This window comes from Burkholderia sp. SRS-W-2-2016 (assembly GCF_001931485.1).
Classification (GTDB): Bacteria; Pseudomonadota; Gammaproteobacteria; order Burkholderiales; family Burkholderiaceae; genus Paraburkholderia.
The window spans coordinates 283822-310720 of the sequence record NZ_MSDV01000012.1; the positions used below are offsets into that span (position 1 = coordinate 283822).

Consider the following 26899-nt stretch of genomic DNA (forward strand, 5'->3'; position numbering starts at 1 on the left):
GAGAACTTTTGGTGGAGTGATTGAGATGTCGAATCCGAAGTACATGAGCGCCGAAGATCGGCAACTGGTCGCGCTGTTCGCCGGCCTGGACACGCCGGGCGTTTCCGATGCGCTGGACCGGCTCGGTCTGCACGGTCAGGCGCTTGGCATCATGCCGTTGGCTAATTACACGACCGTGGTGGTCGGTCCCGCGTTCACCGTCAAATACGTGCCGGCGAGCGATCCGCCCGGCACGGTCGGCGACTTTATCGATAACGTCGCGCCGGGCGACATCGTCGTAATCGACAACGACGGCCGCACCGACTGCACGGTGTGGGGAGACATCATGACCCAGTACGCGGGGCTGCGCGGCATTGCCGGCACGGTGATCGACGGCGTCTGTCGCGACGTGAACCGGGCGCTCGGCGACAACTATCCGCTATTCACGGCGGGTCGCTTCATGCGCACGGGCAAGGACCGCGTGCAGGTCGAGGCGGTGAACACGACGGTCGCGATTGGCGCGGTACGCGTGGCTGCGCGCGATATCGTGGTGGCGGACGCGAACGGTGTCGTCATCGTGCCACGCGCGCGGGCCCGCGAAGTGGCCGAGACCGCGCGCGGGATCGAGGAAGTCGAGTCGCGCATCCGCGAACAGATCGCGCTGGGCAAGTCGTTGGGCGACGCGCGTGCCGCGTTGGGTTATCACACGCTGCAAAGCCGGGGCTAAACGATGACCGCTACGGATTCCTACGATTCATCTGTAATCGCGCAAGCGTGCCGGCTCGGCACGTCCACGTTGTATGAAGCAGCGGGGCTGCCGACCAGCGCCGTCGATGCCGCGATTCGCACCGTGTGGGCGGGCGTGTCGGTCGCCGGTCCGGCGTATCCGCTCGAATGCGCGCCGGGCGATAACCTGTCGATCCACATCGCGATGGAAAAGGTGCCGCGCGGCAGCGTGCTGGTGATCTCGGCCGGCGGTTTCGTCGCCGGCTACTGGGGCGAGGTGCTGACCGTGGCGGCCGAAGCGGCGGGCGTCGTCGGTCTGGTTATCGACGGTGGCGTGCGCGATATCGCGGCGCTGACCGCGCGACGCTTTCCGGTGTTCACGCGCGGCATCAGCATGCGCGGCACGATCAAAGCGAGTTCGCCATCGGTCGGCCGGCCGATCAGTTTCGCGGGCACGCCGGTGGCGGTCGGGGATTTAGTGGTTGCCGACGACGATGGCGTGCTCGTGATTCCAGCCGCGCACGTCGCACGAACTTTGGCTCAGGGTCAGGCACGCGCCGACAAGGAGGCGACGATGATGGACGCTCTGCGCGCGGGCCGCAGCACGCTGGAACTGATGGGGCTCACGAAGTGGAGGGCGGAGCAATGAGCGGGTTGGCTGAAGGTCTGAACCGCTTTCTCGCCGGGGCGCGCCCGTCAGCGACATACAGGGTGATGGATCGCGTCGCCGCACGGCGCGCGAGCGGTGCCGCGGTAATCTCGCTGAGTGCGGGCGAGCCGGACTTCGACACGCCGGAGCATATTCGCGAAGCCGGCATCGCCGCGATCCGTGCGGGCCATACGCGTTATACGCAGGTGGCCGGACTGCGTGCATTGCGAGAAGCGATTGCCGCGAAATTCCAGCGCGAAAACGGTCTCGACGTCGACTGGCGCGACACGCTCGTTTGCAGCGGCGGCAAGCAGGTGATCTTCAACGCGCTGGCTGCGACGCTGAACGAAGGCGACGAGGTGATCGTTCCGGCGCCATACTGGGTCAGCTATCCGGAGATCGTGCAGCTATGCGGCGCGCAATCGGTGATCGTTCCGTGCGGTGCGGGCAGCGATTTCAAACTGACGGCCGATGCATTGCAGGCCACGATTACGTCGAACACGCGCTGGGTGATTCTGAACTCGCCGTCGAATCCGACCGGCGCGGTCTACAGCCGCGCGGAATTACAGGCGCTGGCTGAAGTACTGCTTGCGCATCCGCGAGTGCTGGTGCTGTCGGATGACATCTATGAACATTTGATCTTCGATGATCTGCAGTTCTTCACGATTGCGCAGGTCGAGCCGCGTTTGCGAGAGCGCGTGCTGACGATGAACGGTGTGTCGAAGGCATACGCGATGACGGGTTGGCGCATCGGCTTTGGCACGGGCCCCGGTTGGCTGATCGAAGCGATGGAGAAGTTGCAGGGACAGCAAACGTCCGGCGCGTCGACGATTTCGCAGTACGCGGCACTCGCGGCGTTGACGGGACCGCAGGACTTTATCCGGCATTCGCGCGACGCATTCCAGCGCCGCCGCGATCTGGTGGTCGCGCAGATCAATCAGGCGCCGGGCCTGCATTGCGCGGTGCCGCAGGGGGCGTTCTATGCGTTTGCGTCGTGTGAAGGGCTGATCGGCAAGACGACGCGGGCCGGGACGCTTCTTGTTGACGACGAAGCGGTGGTCAATGCGTTGCTCGACGAAATGGGCGTCGCGACCGTGCATGGCAGCGCGTTCGGTCTCGGTCCTTATATCCGCATTGCGTATGCTCTCGATGACGCGTCGTTGACGCGCGCGTGTACGGCGATCGGCGATTTTTGCCGTACGCTGACGAGTTGAACACTTTGCGTCGCTGGTCGGTCTCGAGCGTGGTTATTGCATCGGGATTCGCGCGACGCGATTCTTATTCGAAGAGTAGAGAAGATGCCTGCAGAATTTAACCGCGCGCAGTTCGAGTTTTCCATCGATGGCACCGCGCTGGACGTGGCGGCGATCCATCGCGACGGCGACAAGGCGCCGATCGTGTTCCTGCATGGATTCGGATCGACCAAGGAGGACTACGCCGATATCGTCCGCCATGCGCAATTCGCCGGTCATCCGTTCGTCGCGTATGACGCGCCGGGTTGCGGCGAGACGCATTGTGCGGATATGTCGAAGATCAGCATTCCGTTTTTGATGGAAACGGCGCTTGCGGTACTCGATCGGGTCGGGTTCGAGCGCTTTCATCTGGTCGGGCATTCGATGGGCGGTTTGACGGCGCTGATGCTTGCGCACAACTATCCGCAGCGGGTGATCAGCTTTGTCGACATTGAAGGCAATATCGCGCCGGAGGATTGTTTTCTTAGTCGCCAGATCGTTGACTATCCGCGCGATGATGCGCGAGCGTTTTTCCGTGACTTTATCGAGCGGGCACGGTTCGCGCCGGCTTATGCGAGCGCGCTTTATGCGGCGAGTCTGTCGCACAAGGTGCGTGCCGAAGCTGTCGGCGGGATTTTTCGCTCGATGGTCGAGCTGTCGGATCACGGCGATCTGATGACGAAATTTCTTGGCTTACCGTTTCCGCGGATGTTTATGTACGGCGAGCAGAATGCTTCGCTTTCGTACCTTAGCCATATTCGCGAACAGGGTGTAGAGCTGGCCGAGATCCCGAATTGCGGGCATTTTCCGATGTATTCGAATCCGGTGGTGATGTGGGAGAGGATTGCTGGGTTTTGGGGGCGGGTGGAGTGAGGGGCGACGAGCAGTGTGCGTGTCGGCTCTGAGCTATTGGCCGGGGTCGTCGGGATACAAGCCGCTGTAGGCGATTTGCCCCACCTTGAAACTGAAGCCAATGCTGTTCTGTAGTCCCGCGTTATCTGATGCCATTACCAGGGCAGCGGCCGCGCTCTGGATTGCTCTTCCTATGAATTCCGGTCGAACTATTCCAAACATAAGCAGGTACCGGTTGACACCCAGCAGCATGAACGAGCCGGTTCCACCGAACAAATACCCGGCTGCGCCCTCCAGGTACATGGTTCCGCCTTCGAGACTCTTAGGGTTCTCTATATCTGCGCCTTTGAACGAGCTCGTCAAATACAGCTTGCCGGCGGCATCAAAGTCGGACGTGGCACCCGCGCCACCCAACTCGCCTTTCTGCACGACAATTTTGGGTAACGCGAACTTTGGAATGCGCAGCAACGATGTCAACGTACTGGTAAAACCCGGTCCAAACCCGCTGTACTTGTATTGATGTTTAAGCCCTGCGCGGTTGCGCACAACGAACATGCCCGCATCCGCGGTAAAAGAGTCGAAGCCGATTCCGGCTCCTGCGCTTGTGACGAACTCCCACTGGCTTTCTCTCAGAATCATTAGTAGCGACCTCCTTTAAACGGCTTTCCGCTGAGACCTCCGATAACGCAAAGAGACGTCAGCAATGCGAGGAACATTGTGGGTTTCCATAGATCGACAAATCGATCGAGCTTGGCCGAACGTCTCGGGTTGTCTGGCCTATAGCGAACGGGGACCAGTTGACCGACTTCAACGGAGCGCCAGGTGTTCGTTGACGCTTCGTAGCGCTTTCCGTCAGTTGCATCGAACGCCACTAGCGGATGATGTCCGCCGAATTCGAGTCGAACTATTTGACCTTCCGTCACTGCCGATGACTTGTAGAACTCGATCGCTTCATCGGCGGCAAAAGCAGTGATCAATAAAAGGCATAGCCCGAGTACTAACGCGAAATAATTTGGTGTTCGGTTCACTGTGCAAGATCCCCTTCGGTCCCGAAGCGCGTGATCGCCGCGCTTGAAATGGTGTCCACGCAGCTTTGCGACCGGCTTGTGATTCGCGGCGTCCCCGGAGCTTCTTTCCGCTCAATCCCCATGTCATGAATAACACTGCCGGTCAGGCAATAACGCATCAGGTCCGGGCTGGAGCGGTCGATCTGATGAACGAACTGGAGATCGACAACCGTTTCTTTGGCGGCGCCCGTGCTGGCCCCGGTCAACAGGGACGATAGCTGTTCCATCTTCCAGCGCCAGCTACTGACTTCGATTTCGTTTGGATGGAATTCGTCCTTGGATTCGCCTGCGATTCCATCGATCTTCACAAACATGTCCGACATTGAGCCTCCGAATAGCGATGCGGGTGAGGTACGTCGTGGCATCGATGATCGGTTGCTGATGTATGGGCATGCGCGATTGCTGCGCCAACGATGTTTCACTCGCCGGGTCATTGTCGAGTGACGGGGGAGCGGTAGTCGATAAAAGAGATGAGGAGTAGAAAGTCAAAGTTCGCTGTTTTCGCAGAGCTGGTGTTGCGGTGCGACTCTTAACTATTTATTAGATATCTCGGTAGAAGCCGCGTGGTATCGACGGTTCGGCGAATGCAAACGTGCTAAGTCATTTCGAGAAGCTGAACGAGAAATCAGCGAGCGTAAGTGGGCTAAAAATATGGCTAAACGTTGCATCCATTCGGTTGCTGGGTCAGCGATGTACCGAGAGCGAAGTCGGATGCAATCGTCAGTCGAGCTGCGGACTTGAGTTTGTGGTTGTCGAATATGGGATAGCGCTTTGGCGTAGGTATCTTTCGTCGCGCGTGACTGTAGGGTTGCTAACAGCCGGTATGCTGCTTCTTCCGCAAAGCAGTAAGTCGGGCGCGAGTGAGTATCCCTGATGTTTGGGGGATCTACCGGCGGGACGACAATTCCGCGTTGGCCCTGACCGATCTGCTTTATCGCTTACGCAGATCATCAAACGTCCAAACGCAGTATTCCGATGCTGGGAACGTACGGAATCAATATCGGCATTAACGATCTCAAACGCGCCGAGGGTGAGTTGTGACGCGCGAAGCATTGCTCGCGGAAGAGGCTCGCGAGAAGGCGCGTTCGGAGCTAGTGCACGTCGCAAGGGTCATGAGCCTGAGCGCGTTGACAACGCCGATCGTCCATCAAGTCAACCGTCGCTAACGCGGATCGTCACCAATGCCAGCAAGTGCCCTCCCATGTTGGCTGCTGAGCCACCCGATATCGGGGGCACGGGAAAGCACCTTGACGTACGATTCGCGACGGCAAGCGAGCCGCCGACGTCATCTCTCGATTGTGCGCGCTCTTCGGCAAGCGGATCGTCAGAATCGAACCGGTTGATTTGAGCGGCGCGGCACAAGAGGTCATTACACTGATGCGGAGTGACCTCGAACATGCGCGGGTCATGTTGCACACGGAGTTGGCGGACGCTTTTCCTGCTGCCGGCCGTGCGGATGCAGGCTCAGCGAGTCAGCATGAACTTTGTGCGGAACGCTGTGGATGCCATGAGGGACCTTAAAGATAGACGGCGGCGTATACCGATTACAACTGAAGCCGACTCGGAATCAACGATCCGGCTGACTGCGCGCGAATCTGCGGGTGGCTTTGATCCCCAAGATGCAGAACCGCCTTTCGACGCGTTTTATATGATTAAGGCCGACGGCATGGGAGCTGCTCTGGCTGTTAGCCGTTAGAACATTGAAAGCCAATGCGGTCGGCTTTGGGCTGCTATGCAAAACGATGTCATTGGCGCCGTTTTTGCATTCTCCATCACCATCTGCGGTGATTAATTTCTACTCGGCTTGGAACGCGAATCAGGCCGACAATATATGCGATTTGAATGATTGATGCAGTTCGCGACCTTGTTGCGGTCGACTAGTCGATATCGTCGGCGTTTCGTCTTTTTCGAGTGTTCACTCAATTCTAATTTGTTAATGTGTTTCAGCTTGAATGGTAGTGAAGGACCTAGGGTAGATTTTCGGTGCGTTGAACCGAACGATGCTGATCACGAAAAAAGTTGGATTTATTTATAAATAACAACGACTTGCGCATTGGCGTGATTGTTGTGGCAGATTGCGACTAAAAAATAACCACGAAATTCAGCTGGATGGCTATTAAGTTTAGCTCGCTGCGGCCGTAAGGCGAGGTGCGGGGACTATCGGGCAAAGCGGATAGGAACGCGGTAGGCAGCCCATTAAAAGAAAACGCTGAACAGAGCGGAGTCATCGAGGAATTGCTCACGATAGATCGCATAACAGGTAGCCTCTCTATTCGTCCTCTGAGTCGGTTGCAGTTGCTCTGCCTGAACTTCGCATCTTCCCCGAACGGAAAGTGGCCCTAGAGTGAGCAGGCTGTAACAGAACTAGGTTCAGTGAATCGAACGGCGTCATTGTTGCGAGAATAACGGCTTAGTTACGATACATGTTCCCACGCGAATTTTTATCGAAAAAATTTTTACGGATCCGGAATGAAACAAGAAAAGAAAAAACGCCAGCCGTTGAAAGGCGAGAATTCAGGGATGGCTTGGCAAGACCTTGAACGTTTGGTTCGAATGATTTCGGAGGTAAAATTTGGTGCGCCGGCACGTGCCGAAGATATTGCAGGTGTGAAGTGCGATTGTGTAATACGCTTGGATGACGGAAGTGCTGTGATTGTTGAGATAAGTAAAAGCGACACGGTGGAAAAGCTTCGAGTAGATCTCGCAAAGTTCAATTCGATAAGGCCATATTTTTTTCAAAGAAATATTTTCCCCCGATGTTTCTTCGTAACGTTGGGCGCGCCTACGCCCCCGCTTATCGCAACCGGTAAAGAGAATTTTGTTTCAGTCTTTTCGATGGAGCAGTATTTCAATTTTTTACTTGGCCACGACAAGTATGTGACTGCGAGAAAAACACATGCTTTCGGGTCCGCTGTAGATTTATATTCGGGGAAACCAGATCAAAAAAAATACGTTTCGGTAGATTATTTTTCAGATGATGGTCATCCGTATAGCGTTGAAAAAATTGCTGGGGAGATAGTTAAAGGGAAAACGGTTGTTTTGATAGGTGATTATGGATCTGGTAAAAGCCGGTGCGTAAAGGAAATTTTTGGATACGTCAATGAAACACGTCCGACTCACTATCGGTATCCGTTAGCTATCAATTTGCGAGAAAATTGGGGGCTGAAGCGTGCGACTGAGGTTATAACTCGCCATTTCACGGATTTGGGTTTAGGTGATTTGGTTGAAGATATGCTCAAAACAGCCTTTTCTAAGGGGATCGTTTATCTACTCGACGGATTTGATGAGATCGGTGCGCAGACGTGGAGTGACGATCCGACGAAATTGAAAGAAATCCGGAAGCAGTCGCTCGTTGGAATTAAAGAAATAATTCAAAGGACCGAAGGTGGAGCGCTGATTACCGGACGTGAGCACTACTTCAACGACGATGCCGAAATGATTGAGTGTCTCGGGCTCGGATCGAAGGATGTGCTTGTACTGCGCTGTAATCAAGAGCTTGATCCTAACCAATTTACAGAGATGGTCGGGCGCCCTATCGTTGACTTGCCGTCTTGGGTTCCGAAAAAGCCGCTCATAGGAACCATCATTCGTGACATGGAACCTGAATCTATTGACGCGCTGTTTTCGACAAGCACGGGTCAGATTGATTTTTGGGACATGCTATTGACTACGTTTTGTGAGCGCGAAGCAAACATCAACCCGATACTCGATCCGACAATTATTAGGGCTCTTTATTCACGAATCGGCAGACTTTCTCGCATGACGTCAAGCGCTCTTGGCCCCGTTGCGATCAAGGATATCAATGAAGCGTTTGAGTCCGTTACGGGGCGTCCGCCTACCGACGAGTCGGCCATCATACTTCAACGCTTACCCGGACTGAGCCGAGTCGGTGCTGAGAGCCTTGATCGGCAGTTTGTCGATTCATATATATTGGATGGACTGAAAGCTGAGGACGTATTGGCTATCTATCAGAGCGGGGATCAGGCCGTTTTGAAGATGGAGTGGAGGCATCCGATCGAATCGTTTGGATCGTTCTATCTCGGTGCTAGGGTTGAGAGTATTAAGCAAGTTCCGGGATTTATCGCATTTATTAAAAGACATAAAGATATAAATAATAAAGTTCTGGTCTCTGATTTTGTTTCGGCGTTATTTTTGACTGAAAGCGGAGTTTCTGATCTTGGTGGATTGCAATTGACACAAGGGAGATTTAGAAGTGTTTCATTCTCCAATCAAAATGTTATCAATTTTGAGTTGCTGGATTGCTACATCGGCGATCTTGATGTGACGGACGCGGCGCCGACCGGCGTCAAAGTCGTTGATTCTGTTATCGATAGGCTTGACGGCGTGGCTTCCCAAGAGCACTTGCCGGAGTGGATCGTTAATCCACTGGTGGGGCAGTATCAAGCGATCAACACGCTCGCAGCAATTCGGCATGCTGGGCTTACAGTTGCTCAGACATTTTTGTTAAGCAGTCTCCGCAAACTCTTTCTTCAGCCAGGAGCAGGGCGAAAGGAAAGCAGTATGTACAAGGGGTATGGCGACTCTGCCACGAAGAAAATCTGTGAGAAAGTCATAAATTCGTTAATTCAACAAAAATTTTGCTCTCGGTTCAAAGGTACGAGTGATCAGTTATTTTTGCCTAATCGAAGTCTGACTCCGCGAGTCCGGGCGCTTATGAATCAAATGACACAATCTAAAGATGAACTTTGGTTGGCGGTATCAAGGATTAGCTGACAGTTTCGCAGCGAAACGATCCATAGTGGACGCTGACGCAGAAGCCGAGCGCACCGAAGGGTGAAGTGGTGGAAAGCGCAGTCGTGACTTTGGTGGCGGTCGTTCGTCTTTGGCTCCCGGCGAACGACCGGTAAACAGACATATCAACTGCAATGCACAGGAGTTAGCGATGTCCACAACATCCGCAGCGAGCGTGAAGCCGCTACCCGGATCCGTTCCATACAACTGATTCCCAAACTTTTGGGCACGAACCTGCATGTTCCGCCAGATTTGCTATTGCTCTCTTCTCGCGGCCCTACTGTACGCCTAACCTCGAGAGCAGTTACGCGGCGGCGCATTACACCGTTGAATAACGATGCGACGTGGCAGCTTATGAACTTTCAGTTCTATCGCGCTTTGTAGGCCGTTAAGCGCCTCGCGAAAGGTCTAACCAACGACGGCTAAACGTGAATCCCAAGCGCTATGCTTTCCGGACGGTATGGGACGACACCCTGGAAAGTTATGAGCGAGGATCGTGAGCCGTGACATTTGGTCAAGGTCGAAACGCCGCCAATCAGGGATTCCACCGTTGCTACTTTGTCCTCCCGTTTGATAGCAGAGAATTTGCAACACCCCGTTTTTGATGCCATATACATGTGGCTCGGCAATCCGAGGAAGATTTCTATAATGAAACTCTATAAGTTGTTTATTTTTAATGGCGTCAAGAATTAAATTTTCCACTTGTCTCTCAGTTTTAATCGGTATGGTTGGGTAGGTGGCGCTGATGAATGCAGGCACTGCGCGGCGTAGTAAAAGTTTCTGGTTCTAAGCCGCGTGCCTAATGTAATCGGTAAACCTTGCGGGCGCTAGGGCGAATCACCCGGATCGAGAGAGAATAAGGAAGTACTGCTGGCGAGATGCGGTTCAGTGAAAGTCGTTTGAGCGGCCGAAGGCGTTTGATTCTCATGAGTTCGGCCAAAATAACTCGGGCGAGCTTCATTTATCGGCCGCTGCGTGCATGCGATGGACTGTCGATGATGCTAATTGTTTCGTTATGCGCTGGTACGGCCCATTTGATGAATTAGAGGAGTCTGTCAGATATTGGCGCTGGTGCGAATGACGGAAAAGCAACGAACAGTCGTTGCGCGTCAACGCAGATTATGTGAAAGGCATATTCAAGGGGGAAGTCCTTGATCCAGCGATGCTCACGCCCTAACGAGAAGCTAACGTTAGGGCATGCAGATCAAAAGACTGTTTTATTTATTAACCATCCGCGCCGGCACACTAATCGCCAACAACCCCCCCAACACCAAAAACGCAGCAAGCATATACATCCCCGAATCATTAGCCGAAGTAGCCTGCTTCAGCCACCCCACAGCATAAGGACTAAGAAACCCGGCAAGATTCCCAATAGAATTAATCATCGCAATCCCCGCAGCAGCCCCGGTCCCAGCAAGAATCGCAGTAGGCAAACTCCAGAACAACGGAAGAGTAGTAAGAATCCCCATAGTCGCAAGCGTGAGCCCGGCCATAGCAAGCAGAGTGTTATGCGTCCAGACAACGGAAAGCACCAACCCAACCGCGCCCAAAAACGCAGGCAAAGCAATATGCCACCGCCTTTCCCTCGTCCGATCCGCACTCCGAGCCACAAACACCATCGCCACAACCGCAGCAGCAAACGGCACAGCCGAGAGCAACCCGATCAAAAACGCATCGGTAACCCCAGTAGATTTAATGATGGTCGGCAACCAGAAGCTAACCCCATAAAGCCCCATCACAAACGAGAAGTAAGTCAGGCTAAGCATCAGCACCCGCCCACTAGTGAGTACTTCCCGAATCGGCATATCGTGCTTGGTCGCCTCTTCAGCGGAAACCTGACTCTCGAGCAACCGCTTCTCCTCATCGGTCAACCACTTGGCCTTGGCAATCCGATCATCGAGCATCACGAACACGACGATCCCGACCAGCACCGAAGGAATCCCTTCGAGCAGAAACAGCCACTGCCATCCATGCCACCCATTGGTGCCATTAAAGTTCTTGAGAATGAACCCCGAAACCGGCCCGCCAATCACACCCGAAAGCGCAATCGCGGTCATGAACCAGGTAGTCATCCGTCCGCGCCGATGCGCCGGATACCAGTAGGTCAGATAAAGAATAATCCCAGGAAAGAACCCGGCCTCGGCGAGCCCGAGCAAAAACCGCATCACATAGAACATCGTCGGCGTAGTGACGAACATCGTCAGCATCGAGATCACGCCCCACGACACCATGATCCGCGCGATCCACACCCGCGCGCCGACCCTATGCAAGATCACATTGCTGGGGATCTCGAAGATGAAATACCCGACAAAGAAAATCCCCGCGCCAAACCCGTACACCGCATCGCTCAAGCCGAGGTCGGTACTCATCCCGAGCTTCGCGAAGCCGACGTTCACGCGGTCCAGATACGCGACGATATAGCAGATCATCAACAGCGGCGCGAGCCGCCACGTGACCTTGCGATAGGTCGCCTCTTCAAAAGTGGAAGGCGGCGCGCCTGCGCCGGGATGAAGCGGATTTGCTGGACTGGCCATCGGGTGTCTCCTCTTTTCTTGTGGAATTGAAGTACCGCCATCGATCGATTCTATCCGCGTTGGATCATTTGCACGACGAATCGATATTGGGGGAAAACACTAACTTCATACTGATCGCGACGCGGGCCGGGTAGGCCGCGCCGCTACCAGAAACACCTGCAGAAAGAACCGCTACACGCAGCGCCCGCCATCCACTTCGAGGCACACGCCGGTGATGAACTCCGCTTCATCGGAAGCCAGATACAGCGCCGCGTTCGCAATATCCTGCGGCGTCGAAAAGCGTCCGAGCGGAATGCCGGCCAGAAACTTCTGCCGGTTCTGCGGCGTGTCCTCGACGCCCATGAACTCGGAGAGCAGCGCGGTCTCGCCGATCACCGGATTCACGCAATTCACGCGAATCCGGTCCGGCCCGAGTTCGACGGCGAGCGACTTGCTCGCGACGATCACCGCGCCCTTGCTGCCGTTGTACCAAACGAGGCCCGGGCGCGGCCGCACGCCCGCCGTCGACGCGATATTGATGAAGCTGCCGCCGCCTTGCTCGCGGAAATACGGCACGAACTCCTGCACGCTCCAGTAAATGCTCTTCACATTGACCGCATAGACGCGGTCGAACTCGGCCTCGGTCACGTCGAGCACCGGCTTGTTGCGATGCGTGGTGCCCGCGTTATTGACGACGATCTGCACGCTGCCGAAGTCCTCGATCGCCGCATCGCGCAGCGTGCGCCAGTCGTCGCGTTGCGCGATGTTGCCGGCCACCGCGATCGCCTTGCCGCCCGCCAGCGCGATCTCGCTCGCGACGCGTTCCGCCGCCGGCCCGTTGAGGTCGTTGACCACGACGTTCGCGCCTTCGCGCGCAAAGGTCTTCGCGATGCCTTCGCCGAAACCCGAACCGCCGCCCGTGACAATGGCCGTTTTACCTGTCAACCGCATGATGTCTCCGTTATTAGTGATGCATCCGTGATGCACATGTACATGTGATGGATCGAACGATGCTCGGCGATGCGTCCGCCGCGCGGCTCGCTAGCCGTGCCGGATCGCAATCGTCTTCAACACGGTGAAGCCATACAGCGCTTCGAAGCCTTTTTCGCGGCCATGTCCCGAATGCTTGACCCCGCCGAACGGCAACTCGACGCCGCCACCCGCGCCATAGTTGTTGATGAACACCTGACCGGAGCGCACGCGTCGCGCGAGCCGCATCTGGCGCGCGCCATCGCGTGTCCAGATCCCCGCGACGAGGCCGAACTGCGTGCCGTTCGCGAGCGCGAGCGCTTCGGCTTCGTCGCTGAACGGCATCGCGGCGAGCACCGGGCCGAACACTTCATCGCGCGCGAGGCGGTGGCTGGCGGGCACGTCGCGCAGCAGAGTGGGGGCCTGATAGAAGCCGCTTTCCGGTGCTTCGGCGATCACTTCGCCTTGCGCGGCCATCGCCACGCCGTCGTGCTGCGCATCGGAGAGAAAGTCCCACACGCGTTGCTGCTGCTTCGCGCTGATCAGCGGACCGCAGTCGAGATCGGCTTGCGACGGTCCCACGCGCAGCGCCTGGAACGCACTGGAGAGCCGGTCGAGCAGCGGCTCGTAAATCGATCGCTCGATCAGCACGCGGCTGCCGGCCGAGCAGGTTTGACCGGCGTTCTGCACGATCGCGGAAATGAGTACGGGCAGCGCGGCATCGAGATCGGCGTCGGCGAAGACGATTTGCGGGGACTTGCCGCCCAGTTCGAGCGTGACCGGCACGTGGTTTTCGGCGGCCATCTGCGTGACCAGCTTGCCGGTTTCGGGCGAGCCGGTGAACGAGATGTGATCGATGCCCGGATGACGCGCGAGCGCGGCGCCCGCATCGTGTCCGTAACCGGTCACGATGTTCAGCGCGCCGGCCGGCAAGCCGGCTTCGGCCGCGAGTTCGGCGACCCGCAGCACCGACAGGCATGCGTCCTCGGCCGGTTTGACCACGCACGCGTTGCCGGTCGCGAGCGCCGCGCCGACGCTGCGCCCGAAAATCTGCATCGGGTAATTCCACGGCACGATGTGGCCGGTCACGCCGTGCGGCTCGCGAATCGTCAGCACCGTATAGCCGGCCTGATAGGGGAGGGTTTCGCCGTGCAGCTTGTCGGCCGCGCCGGCGTAGAACTCGAAATAGCGGACGAGGGCGGCGGCGTCGGCGCGCGCCTGTTTGAGCGGCTTGCCGGTGTCGCGCGCTTCGAGCTGCGCGAGCTCTTCCTGGCGCGTGGCGACCAGCATCGACAGCCGGTACAGAATGCGGCCGCGTTCGGCGGCGCTCAGCGCGCCCCACGGGCCTTCGAACGCGCGGCGCGCCGCGTGCACGGCCGCGTCGATGTCGGCCGCGGTGCCGCGCGCGATGCCCGTGAACGGCTGGCCGTCCGACGGATCGAGTACGGCAATCGTTTCGCCGCCAGAAGCGGCGCACCACTCGCCGCCGATGAAATGCCGGGCTTCTTCCATGCATGCTCCTTCAGTTGACGCGCAGCCGCAGTTCAGCTGCGCGCTGTTCACAAACCGGGACGACAGGCAAAGCAGTCAAACCACAACCAAAGCACTTTCAACTCAAGGTCCCACGCGGAAACGGGACACGCTGGTCGATTATCGCGCCGATCCCGCGCGGGATGCCACCCGCCGATTGGCTATAATGGCGCATTCCGCACTGTGCGGTGCGCTGCGCCACAAACCCGCGCGCCGTACGCCGCATTCCGACTTCCATCCAGTTCAGAGAGTGCTCATGAGCTTCAATCACGTTCCCGCAGGCAAAGACCTTCCGCAAGATTTCAACGTCATCATCGAAATCCCGGCGCAAAGCGATCCGGTGAAGTACGAAGCGGACAAGGATCTGGGCCTGCTCGTCGTCGACCGTTTCATCGGCACCGGCATGCGCTATCCGGCTAACTACGGCTTCATTCCGCAGACGCTGTCGGGCGACGGCGATCCGGTCGACGTGCTGGTGATCACGCCGTTCCCGCTGCTGGCAGGCTCGGTGGTCCGCGCCCGCGCGCTCGGCATGCTGCAAATGACTGACGAATCGGGCGTCGACGCGAAGCTGATCGCAGTCGCGCACGACAAGATCTGCCCGATGACGGCGGACCTGAAGTCGGTCGACGACGTTCCCGCTTACCTGAAGGACCAGATCAAGCACTTCTTCGAGCAGTACAAGGCGCTCGAGAAGGGCAAGTGGGTGAAGGTCGAAGGTTGGGCAGGTATCGATGCCGCTCACAAGGAAATCACCGAAGGCGTCGCGAACTACAAGAAGTAAGAGTCAGCGCGTCGCGGGTGAGCCCGCACGGCCTGTGCAGCATGCCAATGCGCACGAAAAAAAACCGCGTGAGTCCGCAAGGACCGCGCGGTTTTTTTATGGGTTCGGGTGCATAACTGGAACGCATCGGCCGGATGCATCGAACGCATTTTTATATTTAGGTATTAACCCTTATCATTCGCCGCACAAGCTCGCACCCACTCACTCCTAACTCACGCACCGGATGATGAACCGCAGCAAGTCCCACTCGAACTCGTCGCGCTGGTCGACCCGGCTGCATTCGGTCGTCACCGCGATCTATCGCAAACGGCCGGTGTGGATGGTGTCGTTCGCGGCGAGCGAGGCGAATCTGTCCGAGGGCTTGCGGGCCGCGTGCGCATCGACGGCGATGCTCGCGCTCGGCAATCTGCTGCACGATCCGGTGTTCGCGTGGGCCGCGATCGGCGCGTTCTGGACCTGCCTCGCCGATGCGGCCGGTTCGAATCGCGCGCGCTTCATGTCGATGATGGGCTTCGCGCTGCTGTCCACGCTATGCGGCGGCATTGCGTCGTTCGCGTCCGCGCAGAGCGCCGCGTTCGCCGCGCTTGCGGTGCTCGCCTTCACGACGCTCGGCGCGTTTGGCCGCATCTGGGGCGCGGCCACCTCGCAGGTGACGATCCTTGCTGCGACCGCGTGCGTGGTGATGGTCGACCGGCCGATGCACGACATCCGCTCCGGCCTCGCGTTTCTCGGCGTCTATCTGATCGGCTGTCTGTTCGCGATCGTGTTGAGTCTGACGGTATGGCGTATTCATCCGTTTGCCGCGAGCCGCGCGTCGTTGCGCGCGGTGTATCTGCGTCTTGCCGATGTCGCGTTCGATAGCGCGCGCCTCGTCGAACAACGCGCGGCGCCGCGCGAGTGGGCCACGCATGCCGCGCAGTTTCGCGCCGATGCGCGCGCGGCGATCGAACGTTCACGCGATGCGCTCGCCAACGTGCCCGCGTCGAAAGCGGGCGGCGCGGCCGCGTACGATACGCTGCTCGGCTTGCTGACCGACGGCGAGGCTTTGTTTGCGTATCTGATCGCGGTTTCCGGCGCGGCGGAGAAAGTGCCGGCGGAGCCGCATCGTTCGCAACGCACTGCGCGTTTGCTGGGTGCGATCGGCGAAGTACTCAGCGATATCGGCACGGCGGCCGGCGACGCGCGTTGGGAACGTCTCGCGGATTTGCAGGAGCGTTTGCGCCGTTTCGCGCATCGGCTCGAAAGCGCATTGCTCGAACCGGTGAAGCTGCAATCCGGTTTCGAGCTGGTCGATTTCGCGCCGCGCGAGGTGCACGCCGAAACATGGAGTGCGTGCGTTGCGCGGTATGCGACGCGCGCGTGGTCGACGCTGAAGGCGAATCTGTCGTGGCAATCGGTCGGCTTGCGGCATGCGGCGCGCGTCGGCGTGACGACCACTGCTGGCTTCGTCGTGATTCAGGCGCTCGGTCTGCCGTTCGGCTACTGGGCGACGATGGCGACGCTGCTGATTTTGCAGCCGTCGATTGCGGCGACGTGGCCGCGCAGTATCGAGCGGGCGGCGGGCAGTATCGTCGGCGGCGTGCTGGCGGCGGCGATCGGCTACGCGATTCATTCGCCGCTCGGCATTTCGCTCGCGGTGTTTCCGCTGGTGATGGCGACGATGGCATTGCGGCCGGTCAGCTATAGCCTGTTCGTGCTGTTCCTGACTCCCGCCTTCGTGCTGGTCGCCGACTTCGCGACGCCGGGCGCCAACGAATTCTCGTTCGCGCTGACGCGGCTCGGCAACAACGTGCTGGGCTGCGTGCTCGCGTTAGTCGCAACATTCGTTCTATGGCCGACGCGCGAGAAACTCGATCTGCGCGTCTATCTCGGCAACGCGGTGCGCGCGAATCTCGCGTATCTGCGGGCATCGCTCGATGCACCCCGGCACGATAGCAAGGAGATCGAACAGTTGCGGCGCGCGGCGGGGCTCACCAGCAACAACGCGGAAGAAGCGCTCGGTCGCGTGCGGCTGGAAAAACTCGAAGACTCGATGGCCGATACGGTGACGCTGACGGTGCTGAGCCTGTTGCGCAGAATGGCCGGGACCGCGACGCAATTGCGGCTAAGCGCGAATCGGCGCGACATGCATTCGGAACTCGACACATGGGTCGCGGCGATGAGCGAGGCGATCGAGGCCGCGTTGAACCGGACGCTGGTGACGATGCGGCTGGAGTTGCCGGCGCGCGAGCAGTTGACGTCGCTGGAAGCGGATGTGGTTGGTGAGCTGGCGCGTATGCATCGGCTGTTGACGGAGCGGATGCGTGAGGCGCGGGGTTAGGGCGAGGCGGGTTTGTCGCCGGCTTCGGCATCGGTATCTGCTTCGGCTTCAGCATCGGCATCGAGCGCAGCCACCACCGGCAACACCGACTCCAACGAAAACACCCCTGCCGCCAACGCCCACTTATCCGCGGGCGTGAGCCGCTTGACCCAGTACTCGGCCTTCGACGCGCTCGACCGGTCCGCCAGCTCGAACGACGCCAACACCCGCACCGGTTTGCGCGAACGCGTATAACGCGCGCCGGTGCCGCTCACGTGTTTATCGAAACGCGCGGCGACATCGGTCGCGATACCGGTATAGACGCTGCCGTCCGAGCATTCGAGCAGATAAAGAAACCACGCCATAACCGCGCTTCTAGCCTTTGAACGGATTGTGTTCGCGCAGCTCGTCCACGTACGCGTGGATGCTGTTCTTTTCGTTGTCGAGGAAATGGCCGACCGCATCGGCGAAGGCCGGATGCGCGAGCCAGTGCGTCGAGCGCGTCACAGTGGGCAGAAAACCGCGCGCCATCTTGTGCTCGCCCTGAGCGCCGCCTTCGAATGCGCCGAGCTTTTCCTCGATGCAGAATTCGAGCGGCTGATAGTAAGCGGTTTCGAAGTGCAGACACGGCACGTGTTCGAGTGCGCCCCAGTAGCGGCCATACAGCGTGCCGCCGTTTTTCTCGTCGCGCTGATAGACGACCAGTGAACTCGCGATCGGCTTGCCCTCGTATTCGGCGATCACGAGCAGCAGGTTCTCCGGCATCGACGCGCCGATCATCCGGAAGAAATCGAGGTTCAGATACGGACTCGAAAAATGCTCGCGGTAAGTCTGCCGATAGCACTTGCTGAAGAAACGCCACTCGGCATCGGTAATGTCTTCGCCGCGAATGCGCCGCATCGTAATGCCGGCATCGTGGACCTTGCGACGTTCGGCGCGAATGTTCTTGCGCTTCTTCTGTTCGAGCGTGGAGAGAAAGTCGTCGAAGTTTCGATAGCCGTCGTTGAGCCAGTGAAACTGCACGCCTTCGCGCTGCATCATGCCGATGTCGGTCAGCGCCTCTGCTTCCGTTTGAGTCGGAAACAGTACGTGCAGCGACGACACTTCGGCCTGCTCGGCGAATGCCATCAACGTGGCCGCGAGATGGCGCAGTGCATGTTCGTTAGTCGACAATAAACGATTGCCCTGTACCGGCGTAAACGGCACCGCGCACAACAGCTTCGGATAGTAGGGCAGGCCGTTGCGTTTATATGCATCGGCCCACGCCCAGTCGAACACGTACTCGCCGTACGAGTGTCCCTTCAGATAAACGGGCGCGGCCGCCGCGAGCTTGCCGGTGCGCGCGTCGGTCAGCGTGACGAACTGCGTCGCCCAGCCGGTGTCGGGGACCGCGCACTGGGTCGCGGCGAGCGCGCTCAGAAACTCGTGCCGCAAAAACGGCGTCGGCTGCGCCTGCGCGGCGAGCAGTGCGTTCCACTCGGCGGCGTCCACCTCGGACGGCGAGGCCAGAATGCCCGTGCGATAATCGATGCGTTGCTGGTTCAATCTGAATGATTGTTTGCAATGAACGACGCGGCTATCAACAACATGTGGCCGCGTCATTCGTTAAGTTCGTTTATCCGGTTTGTCCAATTCCGTCGCGCCATCCCAGCCGCGGTATCCGCGAGCCATTGAGGCTTGCCTGTCGATCCTGCCATGAAGACCCGAATCGCTCTTGCTCAAATCAATGTCACCGTCGGCGATTTCGCCGGCAACGTCGCGAAGATCGTCGCCGCCGCGCGTGCCGCGCACAACGATGGTGCGAAGCTGCTGATCGCGCCTGAACTCGCGCTATCGGGTTATCCGCCCGAAGATCTGCTGCTGCGTCCCGCGTTCTACACCGCGAGCGCCGCGGCGCTGGCCGATCTCGCCGCGCAATTGAAGCCGTTTAGCGGGTTGCATGTGATCGTCGGTCATCCGCTGCGCGACGTCGCGCACGCGTCGGCGAACGGCAATGGTAATGCAAACGCGCCGATCGAGCGCGGCGTGCCGCCGGTCGATACGTTCAACGCGGCGTCGCTGATCGTCGACGGCGAAGTGAAAGGTACCTATCGCAAGCAGGATCTGCCCAATACCGAAGTGTTCGACGAGAAGCGCTACTTCGCGGCGGACCCGCAGCCGTTCGTGTTCGAACTCGACGGCATCAAATACGGCGTGGTGATCTGCGAGGACGCATGGCATGCGTCGGCCGCGCAGATGGCGAAGGCGGCCGGCGCGCAAGTACTGCTGATTCCGAACGGCTCGCCGTATCACCTGAACAAGGAAGCGGTGCGCTTCGACATCCTGCGCGCGCGGATTCGCGAGACCGGCATTCCGATGGTCTATGTGAACATGGTCGGCGGCCAGGACGAACTGGTGTTCGACGGCGGCTCCTTCGTGCTCGATGCACAGGGTGAACTGGTCGCGAAGCTCGCGCAGTTCGAGGAAACCACGGCGATCGTCGAGTTCGAAAACGGCAAGCCGCTGGCGGCCGAGATCGCGCCGGAGCAGTCGATCGAAGCGCAGGTGTACGCGGCGCTCGTAATGGGCGTGCGCGACTACATCGGCAAGAACGGTTTCCCCGGCGCGTTGATCGGTTTGTCGGGCGGCGTGGATTCCGCGCTTGTTCTGGCTGTGGCTTGCGATGCGCTCGGCGCCGACAAGGTGCGCGCGGTGATGATGCCGTCGCGCTATACCGCCGATATCTCCACCACCGACGCCGCCGAGATGGCGCGCCGCGTCGGCGTGCGCTACGACGAAATCGCGATCGCGCCGATGTTCGACGCGTTCCGCGGCTCGCTCGCGCAAGAGTTCGCGGGCCGCGCGGAAGACGCGACGGAGGAGAACATCCAGGCGCGTATTCGCGGCACGCTGCTGATGGCGCTGTCGAACAAGTTCGGCTCGATCGTGCTGACCACTGGCAACAAGAGCGAGATGGCGGTCGGCTACTGCACGCTGTATGGCGATATGGCCGGCGGCTTCGCGGTGATCAAGGACATTGCCAAAACACTGGTGTACCGGCTGTGCCACTACCGCAACGCAGCCACCACGTTCGCGACGCGCGACCCGATCCCCGATCGGATTCTGACGCGCGCGCCGTCGGCGGAGTTGCGCGAGAACCAGACCGATCAGGACAGCCTGCCCGAATACGACGTGCTCGACGCGATCATGCGCATGTACATGGAAGAGGATCGCTCGCTCGCGGAAATCATCGCGGCCGGCTACGCGGTCGACGACGTGAAGCGCGTCACGCGTCTGATCAAGATCAACGAGTACAAGCGTCGCCAGGCGCCGATCGGCATTCGCGTCACGCATCGCGCGTTCGGTCGCGACTGGCGTTATCCGATTACGTCGCGCTATACCGAGCCGGTGGAGTGAGACACGGCGGCGAAATAGTTGCCGCGATGCGCCGCGTGATGTATCGATTCATGCGGCGCCGCTTCGAGCCGTAACCCGCAAGTCCGCCCGGTTGCCGCAATGCAGCCGGTGCGGCGTAGAATAAAAATCATCCATTTCCCTTTCACTCTCCCCAATCACGAGAAGAGGTTCGCCATGAAGCGCATCACCGCAGTCATCAAACCGTTCAAACTCGACGAAGTGCGCGAGGCGCTCGCGGAAGTCGGCCTCACCGGCCTGACCGTAACCGAAGTCAAAGGCTTCGGCCGCCAGAAAGGGCATACCGAGCTCTATCGTGGTGCGGAATACGTGGTCGACTTTCTGCCGAAGGTGAAGATCGAAGTGGTGGTCGCGGACAATCAATGCGATCAGGTGATCGACGCGATCATCGGCGCGGCGCGCACCGGCAAGATCGGCGACGGCAAGATTTTCGTCGCGGACGTCGAGCGCGTGATCCGGATTCGCACCGGCGAAGAGAACGAAGCCGCGGTTTAAGCGGATCGGAGAAGGGCAGCGCACCGCAACGGTGCGCGACGTGCATCGAGAAACTGCACGCCCAATAAAAAACGGTGCAATACCCTTGCGGATATTGCACCGATACGCGCCTCTCGCAGCAGCGTGAAAAAGATTCTCTTGGAGAATTCTGTATTACGCCCCGAGGGTCACGCCCTCGGGGAACACCCGCTTAGAACGAGTGCTGGATACCAGCGTACACGCCGGTTTGCTGACGGCCTTGCAGCGGGTTGTCCGTTGCGACGCCATTGCCGGCGTTGTTCGCGTTCAGACCGAAGTTCGCGGCACGGCTGTTACGCACGGTCGCTGCCTGCAGGTCGAGCAGCGTGCGCTTCGACAGGTTGTACGAACCGCCAACCGTGTAGATCGTCGCATTGCCCGCGCCGTTGTTGCCGTTCACGTGGTAGACCGCCGCGATCAGTGCAGCAGCCGGCGTTGCCTGCCACGTCACACCGCCCCATTCGTGATCGAGCGTGGTCGGCTGACCGTAGACGCCGCCGGTTGCGCCTGCCGAACGGACTGCCTGGTAAGCCGCCTGGATCTTGAACTGGCCGAGGAACACGTTCACGAGAGCCGAGTACTCGCGCGATGCCGAGAACACGCCGTTGCCGGTGTTAGCCGTATTGACGCCGCCGTTGGCGACATTGCCGCCCCACAGACCGCCGGTCGTCGGGTTGCGGATTTCGTCGTACAGACCGCGGATCTGGAACAGCGAGTTCGTGTAGGTGACCTGAGCGCCGGCTTCGCGACCTTGTGCGGTCGTGCCGTTGCCGTTCCAGCTCGTCGCGTTCGACAGCGCGTATTGACCGTAGAAGTCAAAGCCTGCGATCTTCGGCGACTGGTACGCGAAGTTGTTGCTCGACTGCGGCCAGTTGCGGCCACGCACGAGCGATGCCGACGACCACGACGATTGACCGAACGGGTCGAAGTCCCACACGCCGTTCGAGATGAAGAGCATGCGGCCCATCGTGAACGTACCGTACTGTGCGTTCGACAGACCGACCGTTGCCCAACGATTGAAGAGACCGCCGCCGCCCGGGCCCTGGCCCGTCATCGTGTTGAACGAGCCTTCCAACTGGAACAGCACCTTGTTGCCGGCGCCGATGTCTTCGACACCCTTCAAGCCCCACAGGCTGGTGCCCCAGTCGCCGCTTTCAGCCTTGAAGCGGTTGCCCGAGTTGGTGGCCGAGCCGGCCGCGTTGGGGTTGGTCGGAACGCCCGACATGTACTCGAGGCCCGCATCCAGACGGCCGTACAGCGTCACGCTGCTTTGAGCGTGTGCAACAACGCCGGCGGACATCAGCGCAGCGGCGAGCAATGCTTTCTTCATCTTCTCCTCCATACCCTGTCAAAAAGTGAAACCCAGTACTGCGAGTGGTGTTCGGACGCGATCTGCACCGAACAGAAAGCGGTACCAAGGGAGAGTTGGCGGGTGGATAGGGTCTCCTGCCGTGACGCGTAGCGTTGCGCTTTCCCCGCGTCTTGCCGATCCCTCGCCGACCGGTTCTCCTCGTTGCTTTGAAGTGAAACTACTTTTAATCAACTTTGTTTTGCTACTTTGGTTACCAATTTATCAAAAATAACTTTAACTGGGAGAAGAAATTGGTAGCCCTTCCACTCGGTGTCGCCAAATTGCAATACCAATGTGCGCCGGGACCCGCCGCGGTCCCCCGGAAAATCGCGCAACGCCTTGTCCGACAAGGGATTCAGGGCCTGTAAGGGGTCGTATTAAGGATTGCCACTATTGACGATTCAAAAGCGGCGGGTTAGGGCGTAAAAGAGGGTGAAAAGCCCGTCTGGAGGGGCTTTTAGGGGGCTTTGGCGCGTTTCGTGACAGCGCGAGGAGAGGCGGCGGGACAATAAAAAAGGCGCTCGTAAGCGCCTTGTAAAACTACATTGACTACATTTTCGACGCGGCCAAATATTAACTGACCGGGCGGTAATTTTATTATTTGAGACTGCCCGACAAAAACTGCTTCAGGCGTTCGCTCTTCGTATTGCGGAATACTTCGTCGGGATGGCCTTCTTCCTCGACGCGGCCCTGGTGCAGAAACATCACGTGGTTCGACACGTTGCGCGCAAAACCCATTTCGTGGGTCACGACGATCATCGTGCGGCCTTCTTCGGCGAGCTTTTGCATCACCTTCAGCACTTCACCGACGAGTTCCGGGTCGAGCGCGGAAGTCGGTTCGTCGAACAGCATCACGTCGGGATGCATCGCCAGTGCGCGCGCAATCGCGACACGCTGCTGCTGGCCGCCCGACAGATGCGACGGGTACTGCTTTTCGAGGCGCGGCGCGAGACCGACCTTCTCCAGATATTCGCGCGCGCGGTCTTCCGCTTCCTTGCGCTTCAGACCGAGCACGTGAACCGGTGCCTCGACGATGTTTTCGAGCACCGTCATGTGCGACCACAGATTGAAGTGCTGGAACACCATCGCGAGCTTGGTGCGCACGCGCTGCAACTGCTTCGGGTCCGACACGCGCAGCGCGCCGTCTTTCGCCGTCTGGGTCCGCACTTCCTCGCCGTCGACGAAGATACGCCCGGCGTTCGGCTGTTCGAGAAAGTTGATGCAGCGGAGCATCGTGCTCTTGCCCGAGCCGGACGAACCGATCACGCTGATCACGTCGCCGGCATTGGCTTTCAGCGACACGCCCTTGAGGACTTCGTTATCGCCGTACTTTTTATGAAGGTCGTCGACGACGAGCTTCTGCTTCATGGAATTCATCACGATCCTTGATCGGCTGGCACGCCCGCGAGGCGTGTGGTCCGGGTTACTTGCCTTGCGGTCGCAGATAAGCGAGCCAGCGGCGCTCGGCGCGGCGGAACAGCCACACCAGCGCGAAAGAAATGCACAGATACAGCAGCGCGGCGATGCCGAACGCGTTGAACGATTGGTACGTGGCCGAGTTCACGTCGCGCGCGATCTTCAGGATGTCCGGCACGGTGGCCGTGAACGCGACGGTGGTCGCGTGCAGCATCAGGATCACTTCGTTGCTGTAGTAGGGCAGTGCGCGGCGCAATGCCGACGGCAGAATCACGCGCCGGTACAGCGTGAACGACGACATCCCGTACGCGCGCGCCGCTTCGATCTCGCCGTATGGCGTCGCCTTGATCGCGCCGGCGAAAATCTCGGTGGTGTACGCGCAGGTATTGAGCGTGAACGCGAGCAGCGTGCAGTGCATGCCGTCGCGGAAGAACGCGTTGGTCAGCTCGTTGTTGCGGATCATCTCGAGGCTGTAGAGGCCCGTGTAGCACAGCAGCAGCTGCACGTAGAGCGGGGTGCCGCGGAAGATATACGTATAGAGCCAGACGAGCCGCGACAGCCATTTCTTCTTCGACACCCGCGCGACCGCGAGCGGTATCGACAGACAGAAGCCCAGGCCGATCGACACCACCAGCAGCCACATCGTGATCGCGACGCCGGTGAAGCGATAGCCGTCGGTGAACAGATAGTTGCGCCAGTACTGCTGAATGATCTCAATCATAGATCCGCCTTTCGCACGCCGGTCGAATAACGCTTTTCGAGGTACATCAGCACGAAGTTCGACACTGTGGTGATGACGAGATAGATCGCGCCGGCCAGCAGCGTGAAGAAGAAGAACCGCAGCGTGCCCTTGCCGGCATCCTGCGAGGCCTTGACGACGTCGGCCAGACCGATGATCGACACCAGCGCGGTCGCTTTCACCATCACCTGCCAGTTGTTGCCGATGCCGGGCAGCGCGAAGCGCATCATCTGCGGGAACATGATGCGCGTGAACACCTGCCAGTTGGTCATCCCATAGGCCGCGCCCGCTTCGAGCTGGCCGCGCGGCACCGCGAGGAACGCGCCGCGGAAGGTCTCGGTGAAATACGCGCCGTAGATGAAACCGAGCACCGCGACACCGGCCACGAACGGATCGATATCGATCTGATCCCAGCCGAGCGCGTCGGTCAGGTTGTTCAGCCAGATCTGGATGCTGTAGAACAGCAGCAGCATCAGCACCAGGTCGGGCACGCCGCGCACGAGTGTCGTGTAGACGGTGCCGACGCCGTTGGAGACGCGGTTTTTCGACAGTTTCGCCGCCGCGCCGAGCAGGCCCAGCACGAAGGCGAGCACCAGCGACAGCACCGCCAGCTTGACGGTTGCCCAGGTGCCGCTGAGAAGCAGCGGGCCGTAGCCTTGAAGGAACATAGGTAGTCCTTGACGATGCGCTGTTCGCGCACCGCGAAAGACGCGGCCCGTGTTGCGCCGCGTTTAGCCGCGAGCGTTCGGCTCGCGGTGCCTGGCGGCGCACAGCATGCCGCTGTGCAAATCATCGCCGCGGGAACGTTGCCGGTCCCGCAGCGCGCGTTTGGACTTTCGTCTCGTGGACTGTGGTCTCGAATTATTGTGAATCTACTGCCGGGTGCTGCGACTGCCACAACCACTGCTGCTTGCGCCGGTTTGCGCCGGCCCGGTGTTACCTGACTTACTTCGCCCTGGTCTGGCGTTCAGGATAGATGTCGACGTCGAAGTACTGCTTCTCGATCTTCCTGAACGTGCCGTCCTGATGAACCTCGGCGAGCGCGCGGTTGAACATCGCCTTCAGATCGGTATCGCTCTTGCGCAGGCCGATCGCGGTGCCTTCGCCGATCGTCTTCGGATCCTGCACGGCCGGGCCTGCCCACGCGAAGCCCTTGCCGCGCGGGGTCCGCAGGAAGCCGGCGTCGGCCTGCAACTGATCCTGCAGCGCGGCGTCGAGGCGCCCCGACGCGAGATCCGCGTACACCTGATCCTGATTCTGATACGACACGATGGTCACGCCCTTCGGCTCCCACCAGACCTTCGCGTAGTGTTCCTGGGTCGAACCCTGCTCGACGCCGACGCGCTTGCCTTTCAGCGATTCGGCGGTGGGCAGCAGCGGCGAGCCGGCCTTCGCGATCATGCGCGCGGGCGCGTCGAACAGCTTGTCGGAGAAGTCGATCTGTTCGCGGCGCTTGTCGGTGACGGTCAGGGAGGAGATGATCGCGTCGAATTTCTTGCCCTTCAACGCCGGAATGATGCCGTCGAGATCCGACTCGATCCACACGCACTTGACGTTCATCTTCGCGCACAGCGCGCGAGTCAGATCGGCGTCGAAGCCGACGATCTCGCCGCTCGGCGCTTTCGATTCGAACGGCGGGTAACTGGCGTCGACCCCGATGCGCACGGTTTTCCATTCTTTCGCCATCGCGCCGGTGGCCATGACGGCCAAAGCCACGCACAGTGCGAACTTCTTCATGATTCTCCTGGATCAAACTGATCGTCGTGATGCTTCGACTCGACGAGGGCCGGCCGGGGGCCGACGGTCGCTATTCTAGGCGGTCAAAATTGCCGCGCCGCGGGGATGTCGCCGCACGCCGGGCACTGGCTGGTTCGATGCGGCATGCGCGGCTGGCGCGTTCCGCGCGCACTCGCGAATCGCCGCGTGCCGGCTCAGACCGGTCGGGCGAAGCTTGCCGACGTTTCTTGCCCATCGCGCATATCCGTCCGGCCGGACAGCCATGCGCGTTGAAAAGCGCGGTATTTTACCCGAACAACGGCCAGCCGCGCATGCCGCATCGAACCAGCCAGTGCCCGGCGTGCGGCGACATCCCCGCGGCGCGGCAATTTTGACCG

Annotated in this window: 22 protein-coding genes; 9 read left to right on the top strand and 13 right to left on the bottom strand. The window is 59.4% G+C overall.

Annotation, left to right across the window (positions count from 1 at the left end; all coding sequences use genetic code 11):
- Window positions 1–43 precede the first annotated feature (43 nt).
- The 4 genes from BTH42_RS04190 to BTH42_RS04205 all read left to right on the top strand — a co-directional run bounded on the left by BTH42_RS04190 (window position 44) and on the right by BTH42_RS04205 (window position 3459).
- A complete protein-coding gene (locus BTH42_RS04190; RefSeq protein WP_075296122.1) occupies window positions 44–706 on the top strand; it encodes an RraA family protein in 663 nt (220 codons plus the stop codon).
- Window positions 707–709: 3 nt separating this feature from the next.
- Window positions 710–1354: an RraA family protein gene (locus BTH42_RS04195; RefSeq protein ID WP_075296054.1), complete on the top strand. Its 645-nt coding sequence runs from the start codon at window positions 710–712 to the stop codon at window positions 1352–1354.
- Complete coding sequence (locus BTH42_RS04200; RefSeq protein ID WP_075296056.1) at window positions 1351–2568, top strand: pyridoxal phosphate-dependent aminotransferase; 1218 nt, start codon at window positions 1351–1353, stop codon at window positions 2566–2568. Before BTH42_RS04195 ends, BTH42_RS04200 begins: the two co-directional genes overlap by 4 nt.
- An 84-nt stretch (window positions 2569–2652) precedes the next feature.
- Window positions 2653–3459, top strand: a complete 807-nt coding sequence (locus tag BTH42_RS04205; RefSeq protein WP_075296058.1) for an alpha/beta fold hydrolase — start codon at window positions 2653–2655, stop codon at window positions 3457–3459.
- A 33-nt stretch (window positions 3460–3492) separates the two neighbouring features.
- On the opposite strand, the gene BTH42_RS04210 is transcribed toward BTH42_RS04205, so the two are convergent.
- From BTH42_RS04210 to BTH42_RS04220, 3 genes are read right to left on the bottom strand one after another with little or no spacing between them, the layout of a single operon-like run.
- Window positions 3493–4077 (bottom strand): hypothetical protein, encoded by a 585-nt coding sequence (locus BTH42_RS04210; protein ID WP_075296060.1) that lies wholly within the window; start codon window positions 4075–4077, stop codon window positions 3493–3495.
- Window positions 4077–4466, bottom strand: coding sequence for a DUF3592 domain-containing protein (locus BTH42_RS34655; RefSeq protein ID WP_178392117.1), 390 nt, complete (start codon window positions 4464–4466; stop codon window positions 4077–4079). Before BTH42_RS34655 ends, BTH42_RS04210 begins: the two co-directional genes overlap by 1 nt.
- A complete protein-coding gene (locus BTH42_RS04220) occupies window positions 4463–4828 on the bottom strand; it encodes a type VI secretion system tube protein Hcp (protein ID WP_075296064.1) in 366 nt (121 codons plus the stop codon). Before BTH42_RS04220 ends, BTH42_RS34655 begins: the two co-directional genes overlap by 4 nt.
- 2146 nt (window positions 4829–6974) lie before the next feature.
- Here BTH42_RS04220 and BTH42_RS04230 point away from each other — a divergent pair.
- Window positions 6975–9239, top strand: a complete 2265-nt coding sequence (locus tag BTH42_RS04230; protein WP_143751967.1) for a hypothetical protein — start codon at window positions 6975–6977, stop codon at window positions 9237–9239.
- A 1235-nt stretch (window positions 9240–10474) separates the two neighbouring features.
- Here BTH42_RS04230 and BTH42_RS04240 read toward each other — a convergent pair.
- The 3 genes from BTH42_RS04240 to BTH42_RS04250 all read right to left on the bottom strand — a co-directional run bounded on the left by BTH42_RS04240 (window position 10475) and on the right by BTH42_RS04250 (window position 14251).
- Window positions 10475–11791, bottom strand: a complete 1317-nt coding sequence (locus tag BTH42_RS04240) for an MFS transporter (protein WP_075296072.1) — start codon at window positions 11789–11791, stop codon at window positions 10475–10477.
- A gap of 171 nt (window positions 11792–11962) precedes the next feature.
- On the bottom strand, window positions 11963–12721 hold the full coding sequence (locus BTH42_RS04245; protein WP_075296074.1) for an SDR family oxidoreductase: 759 nt from the start codon (window positions 12719–12721) through the stop codon (window positions 11963–11965).
- Between the two features lie 90 nt (window positions 12722–12811).
- Complete coding sequence (locus BTH42_RS04250; RefSeq protein ID WP_075296076.1) at window positions 12812–14251, bottom strand: aldehyde dehydrogenase family protein; 1440 nt, start codon at window positions 14249–14251, stop codon at window positions 12812–12814.
- A 274-nt stretch (window positions 14252–14525) separates the two neighbouring features.
- On the opposite strand from BTH42_RS04250, the gene ppa reads away from it, so the two are divergent.
- Together ppa and BTH42_RS04260 are read left to right on the top strand one after the other, a co-directional pair.
- A complete protein-coding gene (gene ppa / locus BTH42_RS04255) occupies window positions 14526–15053 on the top strand; it encodes an inorganic diphosphatase (RefSeq protein WP_075296124.1) in 528 nt (175 codons plus the stop codon).
- Window positions 15054–15276: 223 nt separating this feature from the next.
- Complete coding sequence (locus BTH42_RS04260; RefSeq protein WP_075296078.1) at window positions 15277–17373, top strand: FUSC family protein; 2097 nt, start codon at window positions 15277–15279, stop codon at window positions 17371–17373.
- Here the strand turns inward: BTH42_RS04260 and BTH42_RS04265 are convergent.
- Window positions 17370–17717, bottom strand: a complete 348-nt coding sequence (locus tag BTH42_RS04265) for a GIY-YIG nuclease family protein (RefSeq protein ID WP_075296080.1) — start codon at window positions 17715–17717, stop codon at window positions 17370–17372. The genes BTH42_RS04260 and BTH42_RS04265 overlap by 4 nt on opposite strands.
- A gap of 10 nt (window positions 17718–17727) precedes the next feature.
- Window positions 17728–18897: a GNAT family N-acetyltransferase gene (locus BTH42_RS04270; RefSeq protein WP_075296082.1), complete on the bottom strand. Its 1170-nt coding sequence runs from the start codon at window positions 18895–18897 to the stop codon at window positions 17728–17730.
- A gap of 150 nt (window positions 18898–19047) precedes the next feature.
- Here BTH42_RS04270 and BTH42_RS04275 point away from each other — a divergent pair, with 150 nt between their 5' ends.
- Window positions 19048–20748 (top strand): NAD+ synthase, encoded by a 1701-nt coding sequence (locus BTH42_RS04275; protein ID WP_075296084.1) that lies wholly within the window; start codon window positions 19048–19050, stop codon window positions 20746–20748.
- Between the two features lie 174 nt (window positions 20749–20922).
- On the top strand, window positions 20923–21261 hold the full coding sequence (gene glnK / locus BTH42_RS04280) for a P-II family nitrogen regulator (RefSeq protein WP_006048444.1): 339 nt from the start codon (window positions 20923–20925) through the stop codon (window positions 21259–21261).
- A gap of 190 nt (window positions 21262–21451) precedes the next feature.
- Here the strand turns inward: glnK and BTH42_RS04285 are convergent, their stop codons facing one another.
- From BTH42_RS04285 to BTH42_RS04305, 5 genes are all read right to left on the bottom strand, one after another.
- A complete protein-coding gene (locus BTH42_RS04285) occupies window positions 21452–22609 on the bottom strand; it encodes a porin (RefSeq protein ID WP_075296086.1) in 1158 nt (385 codons plus the stop codon).
- A 618-nt stretch (window positions 22610–23227) separates the two neighbouring features.
- Window positions 23228–24007 (bottom strand): ABC transporter ATP-binding protein, encoded by a 780-nt coding sequence (locus tag BTH42_RS04290; protein WP_075296088.1) that lies wholly within the window; start codon window positions 24005–24007, stop codon window positions 23228–23230.
- Window positions 24008–24053: 46 nt separating this feature from the next.
- Window positions 24054–24767, bottom strand: coding sequence for an ABC transporter permease (locus tag BTH42_RS04295; RefSeq protein WP_075296090.1), 714 nt, complete (start codon window positions 24765–24767; stop codon window positions 24054–24056).
- On the bottom strand, window positions 24764–25453 hold the full coding sequence (locus BTH42_RS04300) for an ABC transporter permease (RefSeq protein ID WP_075296092.1): 690 nt from the start codon (window positions 25451–25453) through the stop codon (window positions 24764–24766). The genes BTH42_RS04295 and BTH42_RS04300 overlap by 4 nt, the downstream gene beginning before the upstream one ends.
- A gap of 277 nt (window positions 25454–25730) precedes the next feature.
- On the bottom strand, window positions 25731–26522 hold the full coding sequence (locus BTH42_RS04305; RefSeq protein WP_075296094.1) for an ABC transporter substrate-binding protein: 792 nt from the start codon (window positions 26520–26522) through the stop codon (window positions 25731–25733).
- Window positions 26523–26899 lie beyond the last annotated feature (377 nt).